General features: G+C 67.9%; 11 protein-coding genes. 4 read left to right on the forward strand and 7 right to left on the reverse strand.

What is annotated here, in order from left to right; translation table 11 throughout:
- Nucleotides 1-33: 33 nt before the first annotated feature.
- The 5 genes from ACFWPX_RS22350 to hutC form a co-directional block, all read right to left on the reverse strand.
- Nucleotides 34-1296, reverse strand: a complete 1263-nt coding sequence (locus ACFWPX_RS22350) for a hypothetical protein (RefSeq protein ID WP_378928952.1) — start codon at nucleotides 1294-1296, stop codon at nucleotides 34-36.
- Complete coding sequence (locus tag ACFWPX_RS22355; RefSeq protein ID WP_378912791.1) at nucleotides 1293-2342, reverse strand: polyprenyl synthetase family protein; 1050 nt, start codon at nucleotides 2340-2342, stop codon at nucleotides 1293-1295. The genes ACFWPX_RS22350 and ACFWPX_RS22355 overlap by 4 nt, the downstream gene beginning before the upstream one ends.
- Before the next feature lie 769 nt (nucleotides 2343-3111).
- A complete protein-coding gene (locus ACFWPX_RS22360) occupies nucleotides 3112-3705 on the reverse strand; it encodes a hypothetical protein (protein WP_378928954.1) in 594 nt (197 codons plus the stop codon).
- 9 nt (nucleotides 3706-3714) lie between these two features.
- Nucleotides 3715-4041 (reverse strand): hypothetical protein, encoded by a 327-nt coding sequence (locus ACFWPX_RS22365; protein ID WP_378912793.1) that lies wholly within the window; start codon nucleotides 4039-4041, stop codon nucleotides 3715-3717.
- A gap of 465 nt (nucleotides 4042-4506) precedes the next feature.
- The gene (gene hutC / locus ACFWPX_RS22370; protein WP_378912794.1) at nucleotides 4507-5265 is read right to left on the reverse strand and encodes a histidine utilization repressor; all 759 of its coding nucleotides are present in this window, start codon (nucleotides 5263-5265) and stop codon (nucleotides 4507-4509) included.
- Between the two features lie 82 nt (nucleotides 5266-5347).
- Between hutC and hutU the strand changes: the two genes are divergently transcribed.
- Together hutU and helR are read left to right on the forward strand one after the other, a co-directional pair.
- Nucleotides 5348-7024: a urocanate hydratase gene (hutU, locus tag ACFWPX_RS22375; protein ID WP_378928956.1), complete on the forward strand. Its 1677-nt coding sequence runs from the start codon at nucleotides 5348-5350 to the stop codon at nucleotides 7022-7024.
- Nucleotides 7025-7165: 141 nt separating this feature from the next.
- On the forward strand, nucleotides 7166-9358 hold the full coding sequence (gene helR, locus ACFWPX_RS22380; RefSeq protein ID WP_378928958.1) for an RNA polymerase recycling motor ATPase HelR: 2193 nt from the start codon (nucleotides 7166-7168) through the stop codon (nucleotides 9356-9358).
- A gap of 84 nt (nucleotides 9359-9442) precedes the next feature.
- On the opposite strand, the gene hutH is transcribed toward helR, so the two are convergent.
- On the reverse strand, nucleotides 9443-11002 hold the full coding sequence (gene hutH, locus ACFWPX_RS22385) for a histidine ammonia-lyase (protein ID WP_378928959.1): 1560 nt from the start codon (nucleotides 11000-11002) through the stop codon (nucleotides 9443-9445).
- 175 nt (nucleotides 11003-11177) lie between these two features.
- On the opposite strand from hutH, the gene hutI reads away from it, so the two are divergent.
- Nucleotides 11178-12368 carry an imidazolonepropionase gene (gene hutI / locus ACFWPX_RS22390; protein WP_378912798.1) on the forward strand — a complete coding sequence of 397 codons (1191 nt, stop codon included), beginning with the start codon at nucleotides 11178-11180 and terminating at the stop codon, nucleotides 12366-12368.
- Entirely contained in the window at nucleotides 12365-13282 is a 918-nt protein-coding gene (hutG, locus tag ACFWPX_RS22395) for a formimidoylglutamase (protein ID WP_378928960.1), read from the forward strand. The genes hutI and hutG overlap by 4 nt, the downstream gene beginning before the upstream one ends.
- 15 nt (nucleotides 13283-13297) lie before the next feature.
- On the opposite strand, the gene ACFWPX_RS22400 is transcribed toward hutG, so the two are convergent.
- Entirely contained in the window at nucleotides 13298-14581 is a 1284-nt protein-coding gene (locus ACFWPX_RS22400) for an ArsB/NhaD family transporter (protein WP_378912800.1), read from the reverse strand.
- Nucleotides 14582-14588 lie beyond the last annotated feature (7 nt).

The following is a 14588-nucleotide window of genomic DNA, read 5'->3' on the forward strand; positions in this document are numbered from 1 at the left end:
AGTAGTGACGATCATCGAGGACGTGTTCCCCGACTACTGGTGGCTGCTGTTGTCGAGAGCGGCGAGCTGCAGCCGTGTGGCCAGCGCCCGGATCGCGTCGGGTTCGTGGCTCGGCACCCGTTCCATGGCACCGAAGGCCAGGTGATCGGCGATCATCATGGTGCGGATGGCCGAATCGGAGAGTTCGCCGGTCAAGCGGCCTTCGGGCAGCGTGTGCACCAGCGCGAAGGTGGTGTCGACGATCAGCGGCATCAGCGAGGTTTCGGTCGAGGTGAGGTCGCCCGCACCGAGCACCTGTGACGCCGAGGCCGAGCCGGTGGTGAAATCCGGTGAGGCGTCGAGCATTTGATGGATCGCGGCGTCGCCACTGCGGCGCACCCGCTCGAGCATCTTGGTCCAGTACGCAGGCGAGGCGGCGGCCAGCGTGGCCGCGGCGACCGGGCGCCGGAAGGGCGCGGGCGCGTCGACGGCACCGCACAGGAACGCCGAGGTCGTGATCGTCATGTACGCCATCGCCGCCCGCGCGCCCAGGCTCGGGGTGCCGGGACCGAGCTTGGCCAGCAGCGCGAAACCGCCGAGGGCGGGGGTGAGCTGGCGCAGCATCACCATGCGCGTGAGTTCCTCACGGTCGGCGGCGCCGTAGATCGCGAGTTCGTTGTCGCGCAGGTCGTTGGCCGACTGGGCGATCACGGCGACACAGCCGGTCAGTTCGCGCAGATCCGCTTCGGGCAGAACATCTTCGGCGACCAGGGCGCACGCGTAGTGGGTGATCCGGCCGAGCACGCCCTCGCTGTAGGCGACGCGGGTCAGTGGTGCGTCGATATTGCGGGCCATGACCCGGCCGACATCGGTGAGCACGTGGCCCACCCGCTCGCGACCCTGCGCGGGCAACGCCGTGAGCAGTGCCCTGATGTCGGCGATGCGTTCGGCGAGCACCCGGTCGACCGCTTCGCTGTCGCGGATCTTGCCCTCGAACGCGGGCAGCGACGGCGGGAGGGTGTCGCTGGTGCCGTTGAGGTAGTCCACTGCCGCGAGCACGGCACTGCTCGCTACCGCGCGGTCGCTGAGGTCTTCGAAGGCGTCGAGCACGCGACAGGCGAGCAGCGCGGCCGTGGCTTCGGCGCGCAAGGTCGCGGGCAGCAGGCCGACGGCGATACCCAGGTTGCGGCCCGCGGGGATCAGCGCGAGCGCGGCCAGTTCCTGCGGTGAGCGCGCGGCCCGCAGCGCGGCCAGATCCGGTGCGCGGCGCAGATTCCGCAGCCCGCGGATCAGGAGAGGAAGTCGTGCTGAGCTCATCGGGATATCACCTGCTGGAGGAGTTCGCGCAGGTCGTCGCGCGCGAGGGAAGGTGGGAAGACATCAAGGGCGCGGGTGGCCTTCTCGATGGCGTCCATCGCGACCAGGCGGGCAGCTTTGGTCGCGCCGCTGTCGACCAGGTCTTCTTGCAGCGTCGCGCTGGAAATCTCCGCGTCGAGCCACATTTCCCGGGCGCCGGGGCGCGAACCGAGCCATTCGATCACCGGCCAGGTCGGCACGCGGCGCTCGAGGTCGCCGCCCGCGTCCTTGCCGAGACCGGGGCCGCCTTCGATGTCGCGGACGTCGTCCATGATCTGGAAGGCGAGGGCGAGCTGGTCGGCGTACTCCATCAGGGCGTAGAGCCGATCGAGATCGACTCCGCCCGCGGTGCCGCCGTAGGCACACGACAAACGGAACAGGGTGCCGGTCTTCGCCCCGGCCACGAGTTCGTAGTGGCGGCGCAGCGCCACCTCGTCGATCGAGGGTGGCAGCGTCTCGATGAGCTGGCCGTACGACAGGTCGGAGAGCCGATCCGCGTAGGTGATGCCGGGTGCCTCACCGACCCGCGCGAAGATCTCGGGATTGTCGGTCAGGACCCGGGCGACGACCTGCATCGAGGCGCCTGCCAGGTGAAACCCGGCGCGGGCGCTGGTGCGTACGCCGAACGCGGCGGGCACCGACGGTGCGTCGCGGCGCAGTAGTGAGCCGTCGCAGATGTCGTCGTGGACCAGCGAGGATTCGTGCAGCATCTCCATCGCGCAGGCCAGATCGACGGCGTCGCCCAGCGGTGTCGCGGTGTCGGCGGCATCGGGGAGCAGGCCGGCGCAGGCCAGCACGAGCCGTGCCCGCACGCGTTTGCCGGGAGCGGCCAGGATGTGGGTGTAGATCGCGTCGAAGTCTTCGCCGGTGATGAGCAGTTCCCGCAGCCGTTCGGTGACCAGTGCCAGTTGCTCGACCGGTCCGGCCGGTCTGGGCATGACCACCACTTGGTCGCCCGAGTGCTGCTCACCCGAGTGTTGTGCTGCGGGTAGCGCGGGATTATCCATAGCGCTGAGCTCCTTTGGTGTGGTCACGATGCGGAGAGGTTCACCGGCGACGGCCGGACACGGGTTTACGGAGATTCCGGCGGGGCAGTCGTAGGGAGTCACCTCTCGCAGCCGACGGGGTCGAGCGTCCCGTTCGCTGGCTACCGACGGGTAGTTTTCTGTAGGAAGCTCGAGATGTCAAGCATTCCAACATGTTCCAAGTTTCGATCGCGCAATTGTGGCGTATCACAAGGGTTTACGAAGTTTGTGAGCGGGGCGCACAGCAGAGGCAGACGGCTCTGATACCGGCAATGATGCGTAATCTCCTGCACCACAACGGCTTCCGCGTCAACGCAGAGAAGCCGGACATGAACTCATCGATCGCCGGGCAACCGACCTCGGGGTCGTCCGGCGATGTGCGGGTCGACAGGTACACGGTTACGTCGGAACCGCACCACATCAATGTTGTTGGCACACACGGGGTTCAGGACCAGAGTGACATGAACTGTCGGATCGTCAACAGCCTCGGTGACGGTGCAGCTCTGTCAGAACCATACAATCCGGAGCGCCTTCTCGCGAGCCGAGGCGCGATCGGAAACAGACCCGAAGGTCTGCGACGGTCCGATATCACGATCGGTGCCACCGTGAAATGTGTTGCAGCACTATTAGTTTCGCTAGCAAGACACCGGGCCGCCGAAGTGCCAAGTGAAAAGACGCGAAACGCAACAGTCCGCCGCCGACCACACCTAGAATCGGACACCCCCGAACGCCCAGCGGCGACCGGAACGGATCAGCGGGCGGCGGTACTGCCGAGGTTGCCGAGCACCAGCACGTCCGGCGTCGGGTGGTCGACGAGCGGAGCCGTGGAACGGGCCGGGGGGTGCATGATCGTGCAGCGGCGGGCCAGCAGGGTGCCGCAGGCGTGGATGGTGGTGGTGATCAGGTCTTCGGCCAGCGGGAGGTCGTCTTCGCGGTAGGCGTACACCGAGAAGCGCACCGTGTACTGGTTGTTCAGCGGGTCGGCCTGCTGGACCGCCTCGGCAGGGCAGCTCGCCAGGAGCATGACCGCGGCGGCCAGGTCGGCGCAGGGGTCGCCGCCGACCAGCGAACCCGAGGCGAAGGCAGCGAAAAGTGTGCGCAGGCAAGGCTGTTCGGGCCGCTGCTGGGAGTCCTGGATCTGCGACCAGCGGCGCAACGCCGGGTGATCGGCGATATCGGGCCTGCCCTGCCAGCGCCGGCGCGCGCAGTCGAGCAGCCGGGCGGCGGTGGAGTCCCACAGGTGGGGCGCCTCGATCCGGGCGACGATCCGCAGTCGCCGGCATTCGTCGGCAGCGATGACGGGCGGTTCGATGAGGGGCGTCGCCGCTTGTCGGTGCGTCTGCATGTCGACCTCCTACCGCGCGAGAGAAGAACCGAACGGGTGCCGTGCGGCGGCGGAACCGCGCCGCCAGGCCAGGCGGAATGCCCACGCCGAGGCCAGCACCGACATGACGACGACGGCCGCGATCGCCCCGAAAACCACCCCACCGGACCAGCCGACACCGTTATTTCGCGCGATCAACGCCAACGCGAAGATCGGCCCCGCCGTGATGAACACGGGGATCAGCAAGATCAACCCGAGAGTGACCAGACTCGACGGCGTCATCGCTGTTTTCGCTGCGGAGAAATCATGTCGGGAGATCATGGTGCGCGGCCCCGACGGCTGCGTGACTGTAGCCATTTCCGCCCTCTCCGTTACCTGAATGGAACCCAGCGAAACTCTCGAGTCCCAAACGTACAGCCCCGATCCGGCATAGCGCGTACTTCGTCACGAAACAGTGATAACCCGAAACTGAACCCGATCCAGCCATTCGACGTATACCCAGTTCAGGCACCATTTTTTAGGTAGCTATGAATTTGCTACAGCCGTATTTCATTCAGATCGGATAACAATTTCAGGGGCCGATCACACCCGCTCCACCGTTCCCATAGAGCTGGTCGTGGGCCATCGAGAACGATCTCGAGAACGGCTGGCGTTCGGGCGGGATCCGTGCCGCCGATAAGTAGCCGGTAATGCAACGGAGCACAGAACAGTTCGAACATCTCCCTGATCGAATTGCCATCGCGCAATTGCCCAGAGGCTACGGCGATTTCGAGTCACCGGGCATATTCTCCAAGCGCCGATCGGCCGTCACCGTGCGCGCAATCAGCTCGGTTCGCTACCGAAGCTGCCCTCCAAGCGATTTCGCGAACCGGGATGCACGAGCCGTGCCACGCTGACCAACCCACCCGAGGACCAGGTGCGGCGCCGGATCAGCAGGCACGGCTCGTCGGCGTCGATGCCGAGCAGTGCGCACTCCTCGCGAGCCGCCCGCACCGCCTCGACGACATGCTCGCCGCGCAGCAGCGGGGCGACCTCGCTGAGGTAGACGTTCGGGGTGACGGCGGTGAAGTCCTGGGCGAGGTAGTCGGGGGCCTGCGCCGGGTTGACGTAGCGATCCTCGAGCTGGATCGGCACACCGTCCTCGAAGTGCACGAGCAGCGAGTGGAACACCTTGCCGCCCATCGCATTCGCGAGATCCTGGTCGCCCGGCACCTCCGACCGCACGAACACCACCTCGGTGCGATGACGATGTCCGCGGCCGGTGATCTCGTCGGCGATATTGCGGACCTCGAACAGCGGTGAGGTGGCCTTGCTCGCCGCGACGAATGTGCCGACACCCATCACCCGGGTGAGCGCACCGTCGGCGGTCAGGTCACGCAGGGCGCGATTGATCGTCATCCGGGACAGGCCGAGGGCGGCGACGAACTGGTTCTCCGAGGGGATCTGCTCCCCCGCGTTCCACCGTCGCGCCTTGATCTGCGCCATGATCAGCTGCTTCACCCGCTCGTACGCCGCGAATTCGCTGCCGAGCTCGCCGTACAGCGCGGCCAGCTCCGCATCGATTACCTCGATCGCCACCACCGAAAATCTCCTCGCCTCGCCCAGAGAATACGTTGCGCCCGAACGCCGACGTCACTTGTATATACAGGACTATACTGGCCTCATGAACGACGTGACATCACCTGTCTCGGGCCCACGTCCCGTGTCCGCTCCGCGCGGCACCGAGCTGCACACCCTCGGTTGGCAGCAGGAGGGTGCGCTGCGGATGCTGATGAACAATCTCGATCCCGAGGTCGCCGAACGTCCCGATGACCTGGTCGTCTACGGCGGGACCGGGCGGGCGGTGCGCAGCTGGGCGGCGTTCGACGCGATCGTGCGAACGCTGCGGACCCTCGCCTCGGATGAGACCTTGCTGGTGCAGTCGGGCAAGCCGGTCGGGGTGTTCCGTACCAACGAGTGGGCGCCGCGGGTGCTGCTGGCGAATTCCAATCTCGTCGGCGACTGGGCCACCTGGGAGGAGTTCCGCAAGCTCGAGCAACTGGGGCTGATGATGTACGGGCAGATGACGGCCGGGTCGTGGATCTATATCGGCAGCCAGGGCATTCTGCAGGGCACCTACGAGACCTTCGGCGCGGTGGCGCGCAAGCGTTTCGGTGGTTCCCTCGCCGGCACGATCACGCTCACGGCGGGTGTCGGCGGGATGGGCGGTGCGCAACCACTCGCGGTGACGATGCACGGCGGTGTCGCCCTGTGCGTGGACTGCGATCCGGCGCGGATCCAACGGCGGATCGCCCACGGCTACCTCGATACCGAAGCCGAAACCTTACGGGAGGCACTGGATCTGGCCGTCGCCGCGCGGGACGAGCGCAAGCCGCTCTCGATCGGCCTGGTCGGCAACGCGGCCGAGGTGTTCCCGGAACTGCTGGCCATGGCCGCGCCGATCGACATCGTCACCGACCAGACGTCCGCGCATGATCCGTTGTCCTACTTGCCGATCGGGGTCGCACTCGAAGACTGGCACAGCCTCGCCGAGAAGGACCCGGTCTGGTTCACCACCGAGGCGCAGGCGTCGATGGCCGAGCACGTGAAGGCGATGGTCGGGTTCTCCGACGCCGGTGCCGAGGTGTTCGACTACGGGAACTCGATTCGCGACGAGGCCCGAAAGGGCGGCTACGACCGGGCTTTCGCGTTTCCCGGTTTCGTTCCCGCCTACCTCCGCCCGCTCTTCGAAGAGGGCCGAGGGCCGTTCCGCTGGGCCGCGCTCTCGGGCGACCCGGCCGACATCGCCGCCACCGACCGCGCGATCCTGGAGCTGTTCCCCGACAACGAACATCTGCGCCGCTGGATCACCATGGCGGGCGAGAAGGTGAAGTTCGAGGGTCTGCCTGCCCGGATCTGCTGGCTCGGCTACGGCGAACGGCACCGCGCGGGCCTGAGATTCAACGAGATGGTCGCCTCGGGCGAGCTGTCCGCTCCCCTGGCGATCGGCCGCGACCACCTCGACTCCGGCTCGGTGGCCTCCCCCTACCGCGAAACCGAGGCGATGGCCGACGGTTCCGACGCGGTCGCCGACTGGCCCCTGCTCAACGCGCTGCTCAATACCGCGTCCGGCGCGAGCTGGGTGTCGATCCATCACGGTGGCGGGGTCGGGATGGGCCGCTCGATCCACGCGGGCCAGGTGTGTATCGCCGACGGCACCGCCCTGGCCGCGCAGAAGCTGGCGCGCGTGCTGACCAACGACCCCGGCACCGGCGTGATGCGCCACGTCGACGCGGGCTACGAGCACGCGGCCGAGGTGGCTCGCGAGCGCGGGGTACGCATCCCGATGCAAGAAGGCTGACCTGCCGGAAAATGACGAGAGCCCCGGCATTGCCGGGGCTCTTTCCACTTTCAATATATAGCGCATGTGGGGACTTGCGGCAAGGCCCCGTGGGTACTGCACAATCATCCGGTCGCACCGGAAAAGTACAGTTAGGGGCCTATGTCAGCGCACGGGTACGAAGAGGAACGCCGGTCCGAGCGAAGCTATGTCGCCGGGTTGTACTCGCGGCTCGATGCCGAGCGGGCACGGGTGAAGGGCCGCTACGCCGCGGCCCTGCGCGCCAAGGGCGACTCCCCGATGGAGCGCGACAACGAGGTGCGGGCGCTGGGCAAAGAGGTACAGCGCCTCGATGTGGCCGACAACGGATTGTGTTTCGGTCGGCTCGACGCGGCGTCGGGCGAGCGGTCCTATATCGGCCGGATCGGGCTGTTCGACGAGTCGAACGACCTCGAACAGCTGCTCCTGGACTGGCGGGCGCCCGCGGCCCGCGCGTTCTATGTCGCCACCGCGGCCAACCCGGAGGGCATGCGCAGGCGGCGCCAGTTCCATACGCGGGGACGTCAGGTGGTGGATTTCACCGACGAGGTGCTCGGCCGTCCGGACGGGAGCGAGGGTGGAGCCGATGCCGCGCTGCTCGCCGCCGTCGACGCGCCGCGCGGGGACGGGATGCGCGATATCGTCGCGACGATCCAGGCCGAACAGGACGAGATCATCCGCTTGGAGCACCCCGGCGTGACCGTGATCGAGGGCGGTCCAGGCACCGGGAAGACCGTGGTGGCCCTGCACCGGGTGGCGTACCTGCTCTACACCCAGCGCAGGCGGATGGAGCGGCAGGGCGTGCTGGTGGTCGGCCCCAACCCGGCCTTCCTGAACCACATCGCCCACGTGCTGCCCTCACTCGGTGAGACCAATGTCGTGTTCGCCACCACCGCAGATCTCGTCCCCGGGCTGCACGCGACCGCGGAAGACGCCCCCGAGGCAGCCCGGCTCAAGGGCTCGCTGCGGATCCTGGATGTGCTGGCAGCGACGATCGCGGATCGACAGCGCCTGCCCGAGGCGCCGTTGACGATCGCGCTGACCGATGTGACGGTGCGGATCGACGCCGCGACCGCGGAGTGGGCCAGGCAGGAAGCGCGGGAGAGCGGTCGCCCACACAACGAGGCGCGCGCGGTGTTCTCCGAGATCATCACCTATGTCCTCACCGAGCGCGCGATCGCCCGCATCGGTGAGGGCTGGCTGACTCGTGACGACACCGAGGCATGGGAACAACTGCGGGCCGACCTGCTCCGCGAGCTCGCCGACACGCCCGAGTTCACCGCGGCGCTCGATCAGTGCTGGCCCGTTCTGCAACCGGAAACCGTGCTGTCCCAGCTGTATTCGTCACACGACCGGCTACGGGCGGCGGGTGCGGACGAGGCGCTGTGGCGGGCCGACGGTGGCGCGTGGACGGTGTCGGACGTACCGCTGCTCGACGAACTGGTCGACCTGCTCGGCCGCGACAAGGCCGCCGACGACACCGCCGAGCGAGAACGCAAAGCCGAGGCCGAGTACGCGGCAGGTGTGCTCGACACCCTGATCAGCCGCGAGGACCTGATGGACGACGAAGACCATCTGCTGGCCCAGGACATGCTCTACGGCGAAGACCTGGCCGAACGCTTCCTCGAACGCGACACCCGCGAACTCGCCGAACGTGCTGCGGCGGACCGTGATTGGACCTACGGGCACGTCGTGGTCGACGAGGCCCAAGAACTGTCGGAGATGGACTGGCGGGTGCTGATGCGGCGCTGCCCGAGCCGATCCTTCACGATCGTGGGCGATCTCGCGCAGCGCCGGTCAGCGGCGGGCGCGACCTCATGGGGCTCGATGATGGAGGCCTACGTCCCCGGCCGGTGGATCTACCGTTCGCTGACGGTGAACTACCGCACCCCCGCGGAGATCATGGCCGTGGCCGCTGATGTGCTCGCCGAGTTCGCGCCCGATGTGCGGCCGCCGGATTCGGTCCGCTCCTGTGGTGTCGCACCCTGGTCCCGTCGGCTCACCGCCGACGAACTGCCCGCTGCGATCGAGGAATTCGTCCGGGACGAGGCGGGCCGCGAGGGGACGAGCATTGTGATCGGCCCGCCGGGTGTGCCGGGTACGGTGCCCGCGTCGGAGACCAAAGGCCTCGAGTTCGACGCGGTGCTCGTCGTGGATCCGCAGCGCATTCTCGCCGACGGACCCCGCGGCGCTGCCGAACTCTACGTCGCGCTGACCCGCGCCACCCAACGCCTCGGCGTCCTGCATCAGAGCCCGTTGCCGGAGTCGCTGCGCGGACTCACCGAGGTCCAGCCGGCAGAACAGCTGCACGCGTAGCAATCTCACGTCCGCGCTGCCGGTCGCCGCACGGCGATCGGCGCGATGCGCAGTCGCCCGCACGGGGTCAGCACGCTCCGGCGGTCAGCCGAGCGGACCGGTCACGGCCTCGGCGGCGGCCAGCAGCGCGCCGGAGCCGGCCAGCCGCACCGCAGCGTCGATTTCGGGGGCGAGATAGCGATCCGGGCCGGGGCCCGGCACCTCGGTTCGCAGCGCCGCGAGCACGGCCGCGGTGGCGGGTGCCGGGGCGAGCGGGGCGCGGAGGTCGAGGCCGCGGGCCGCGGTGAGTGCTTCGATGGCGAGGACCCGGGTGAGGCCGTCGAGGGCGCGGCGGAGTTTGCGGGCGGCGGACCAGCCCATCGAGACGTGGTCCTCCTGCATGGCCGAGGACGGGATCGAGTCGACCGAGGCCGGGGTGGCCAGGCGTTTGAGGTCGGAGACGATCGCGGCCTGGGTGTACTGGGCGATCATGTGGCCGCTGTCGACACCGGGGTCGTCGGCCAGGAACGGGGGCAGGCCGTGGTTGCGGGCCTTGTCGAGGAAGCGGTCGGTGCGGCGTTCGCTGATCGAGGCGACGTCGGCGATCACGATGGCGAGGAAGTCGAGGACATAGGCGACGGGGGCGCCGTGGAAGTTGCCGTTGGATTCGACGCGACCGTCGAGGGTGACGACGGGATTGTCCACCGCGCTCGCCAATTCGTAGCCAGCGACGCGTTCGGCGTGGTCGAGGGTGTCGCGGGCGGCGCCGGCCACCTGGGGTGCGCAGCGCAACGAGTAGGCGTCTTGAACGACAGCGCAGTCCGGGGTGGCGTGGCTGGCGACGATCGGCGAATCAGCCAGCAGGCGAACCATATTGGCGGCCGCGATCGCCTGGCCCGGTTGCGGGCGCAGCGCCTGCAGGTCGGCGGCGAAGACCTTGTCGGTGCCGAGCAGACCCTCCACGCTCATCGACGCGGTCACATCGGCCAGGCACAGCAGTCCGCGCAGGTCGTGGCAGGCCAGCACCAGCATGCCGAGCATGCCGTCGGTGCCGTTGATCAGCGCGAGGCCTTCCTTCTCCTCGAGCTCGACGGGGGCGATCCCGGCGGCGGCCATCGCTGCGGCAGCCGGCCCCAGGACACCGTTCGCATCCCGCACGGTGCCCTCACCGATCACGGCAAGCCCGACATGTGCCAGCGGCGCGAGATCGCCCGAACAGCCGAGGCTGCCGTATTCGTAGACCACCGGGGTGATTCCCGCCGACAGCAGCGCGGCAACGGTCCGCGCGACGACCGGGCGCACACCGGTCCGGCCGGTGGCCAGCGTCGACAGGCGCAGCAACATCAACGCGCGCACCACCTCCCGCTCCACCTCGGCACCGGAACCGGCCGCATGCGAGCGGATCAGACTGCGCTGCAATTGCTTACGCGACTCCTGCGGAATATGACGGACGGCGAGCGCACCGAACCCGGTCGACACGCCGTACACCGGCTTGTGGTCTGCGGCCAGCGCCTCGATCCGCGCCCGACTCTCCCCGATAGCCGCAATGGCCTCGTCCGACACCACCACCTCGGCACCACCCCGGGCCACCCGCACCACATCCGGTGCCGATACCGGACCTGTGCCGACGACGACGGGTCCGGACCGATCCGAGTCGATGCTCACGATGCTTCTCCATTCACTGCGACAGCCATATCGACGAACCGCGACCGAGCGCCACCCTTGACGTTCTTGTCTATACAGGTCTATACCTATCGTACGTGACTTGGCGCACGTCCACCGACACATGATCTACCCCGCGCACCGCCATGCTCGACATTCGCAGCCAGGAGGCGTCCCCGTGCCCACCACCGTGCTGAGCGATATCGGCACTCTCGTCACCAATGACCCGGAGCTGGGCGACGGCCCGCTGGGGATCCGGCGCGAGGCCGCGCTCGTCATCGACGAAGGCCGGGTGGTGTGGGTAGGTGACAGCGCAGGCGCACCCGCCGCCGACACCGGCTTCGATCTCGCCGGGCGCGCGGTGCTGCCGGGATTCGTCGAATCGCATGCGCACCTGGTTTTCGCGGGCGATCGCGCCGAGGAGTTCGCGGCCAGGATGGCGGGGCTGCCCTACTCGGCGGGTGGCATCCGCACCACCATCGAGGCGACAAGGGCCGCCACCGACGAGCAGCTCGCGGCGACGGTGCGCGGGCTGCTGGACGAGTCGTTGCGGGCGGGCAGCACCACGGTCGAATGCAAGAGCGGCTACGGGCAAACCGTCGCGGACGAACTGCGCAGCGTGCAGATCGCGGCACGGTTCACCGACGAGGTGACACTGCTCGCCGCGCACGTGCCGCCACCCGAATACGCCGGGCGTGCCGACGAATACGTGACGATGGTGTGCGAGGAGATGATTCCGCGCTGCGCGCCCTACGCCCGGTGGATCGACGTGTTCTGTGAGCAGGGCGCTTTCGACCGCGATCAGGCGCATGCCGTGCTGACCGCGGGGATCGCGCACGGGCTGGTGCCGCGGGTACACGGCAATCAGCTGCATCAGGGACCGGGAGTGCGGCTGGCTGTCGAGCTCGGTGCCGCGTCGGTGGATCATGTGTCGCAGGTGAACCGTGCCGATATCGCCGCACTCGCCGACAGCGACACGGTGGCCACGCTGCTACCCGGCGCCGACTTCTGTACGCGCAACAGCTATCCCGATGCCAGAGCGCTGCTGGACGCGGGGGTCACCGTCGCGCTCGGCGCGGACTGCAATCCGGGCACCAGCTACACGACGAGCTTGCCGTTCTGTATCGCGTTGGCCGTGCGGGAGATGCACATGACCCCCGATGAAGCGGTCTGGTCGGCCACGGCGGGTGGCGCGAAGGCGTTGCGGCGCAGCGATATCGGTGCCCTCTCCCCCGGTTTCCGGGCCGATGCCATCGCACTGGACGCCCCGTCGCACCTGCATCTCGCCTACCGCCCCGGCGTTCCCCTGGTCGGTCAGGTGTGGCGTGAGGGTGTGCTCGTTGTTTCGAATCGAGGTGCGGCACAGTGACTTCCGACTCAGCCTGGACCGGTCGTGTGGACGGCACGACACCCGAGCATCTGCGCTGGCATCAGGCCGTCACGCCCTACGAACCGGGTGCGGATCCCGGGGCGTGCGTGTTCGTCGGTTTCGCCTGCGAGGAAGGGGTGCGCCGGAACAAGGGCCGCCTCGGCGCAGCGCAGGGGCCGGACGCGCTGCGGCGCGCGCTGTCACCGATGGCACTCGCCACGGAACTGCGAGCCTTCGACGCGGGCACGATCGCCGTCACCGACGACCGATTGGAGGATGGTCAGCGTCGGCTGGGCGAGACCGTGTCCGCGCTGCTGGACGACGGCGCGTTCCCGGTCATCCTCGGCGGTGGTCACGAGGTCGCCTACGGCACCTACCTCGGGCTGGCCGGTTCGGCCCGCCGCGCTCCGGGCAGCATCGTCGGAATCCTCAATCTCGACGCGCATTTCGACCTGCGCCCCGATCCCGCGCCCAGCTCCGGTACCCCGTTCCGGCAGATCCTCGAGACCGACGAGGACGTCCGGTACGCGGTGATCGGGATCAGTCAGCCCAGCAACACCAGGATCCTGTTCGACACCGCGAACAGATTCGGTGTGCGCTACCTGCTCGACGACGACTGCGAGCCGACCCGGGTCGCCGGCTTCGTCGACGATTTCCTGGACGGGATCGACCTGCTGTATCTCACCATCGACCTCGATGTCCTCCCCGCGGCTGTCGCTCCCGGCGTGAGTGCCCCTGCGGCATACGGTGTTCCGGTGTCCACGATCGAGTCCGTCTGCGACCGTGTCACCGCCGGTGGCAAACTCGTGGTCGTCGACGTCGCCGAACTCAGCCCCCGCTTCGACGTCGACAATCGCACCGCCCGCACCGCCGCCCGCCTCATCCACCGCATCGTCACCGGGCACCTCGCGTGAAACCCGTTGCGGGACTCAGAAGTACCGGATCCAGACATAGATCCAGGCGATGAAGCTACTGAGCAATGTGACGAGCATGCCGTACTTCGTGAACTGCCAGAAGGTGATCCGCTGCCCCGCGCGGGCGGCGATCCCGAGGGCGACCACATTGGCGCTGGCCGCCACCGCCGTGCCGTTCCCACCGAAGTCGGCGCCCAAGGCGAAGGCCCACCACAGTGATTGCCCAGTAGCCGGATCCGGTGCGCCCGCGACGATGTCCTCGACCACCGGCGCCATGGTCGCGGTGTAGGGGATGTTGTCGACGAACGCGCCCAGGATCGCCGAACCGAAGACCAGTGCGGTCGCGGCCAGGAAGTAGTCGTCGCCGACCCACCCGATCGCGGCGTCACCGATCGTGGCGATCACCCCGGTGTGGACCAGGCCGGCGACCATCACGAACAAGCCCATGAAGAACACCAGCGTCGGCCACTCCACCTCCTGCAGGATGTCGCCGATGTCGAGGCCGGAGACCAGCACCATGATGCCCGCGCCGACCAGCGCGATCACCGACGGCGCGACATGCAGCACACTGTGCAGGCAGAAGCCGATGACCACACCGGTGAGCACGAACATCGAGCGCACCAGCAGTTTCGGATCGCGGATCGCGCGGCGTTCCTGCAGCGACATCACCGCGTCGACCGAGGTGGGATCGGTGCGCAGCGCCGAGCGGAACAACACCCGGGTCAGCGCGACGAACAGCACGAAGGTGATCACCACGATCGGCGCCATGTGCACGAGGAAGTCGTTGAAGCTCAGCCCGGCCCGGCTGGCGATGATGATGTTGGGCGGGTCGCCGATCAGCGTGGCGGCACCACCGATATTGGACGCGAGGACCTCGGCGATGATGAACGGTTGCGCGGCGAGGCCGAGCCTGCGGCACACCACCAATGTCACCGGTGCCACCAGCATGATGATGGTGACGTTGTCGAGGAACGGTGAGGCGATCGCGGTGATCAGCATGAGCATCACCATCAGGCGATAGGGATTGCCCCGAGACCGCTTGGCCGACCAGATCGCCAGGTAGTCGAACAACCCGGTCTGCTTGATGACACCGACGATGATCATCATCCCGAGCAGCAGGAAGATGACATTCCAGTCGATGCCCTCGTGGGCGGAATAGAAGACTTCGTCGCCGGGAATCAGGCCGAGCAGAGCCATGGCCCCTGCCGCGATCAGTACGGTTTTGACCTTGTCGGCTTTCTCCGTGGCGATGAAGAAGAAGGCGATCACGAAGATGATGACGGCAAGAGCTGCGGCCATGCGCGGC

Source organism: Nocardia sp. NPDC058518 (genome assembly GCF_042719655.1).
Lineage (GTDB): Bacteria > Actinomycetota > Actinomycetes > Mycobacteriales > Mycobacteriaceae > Nocardia.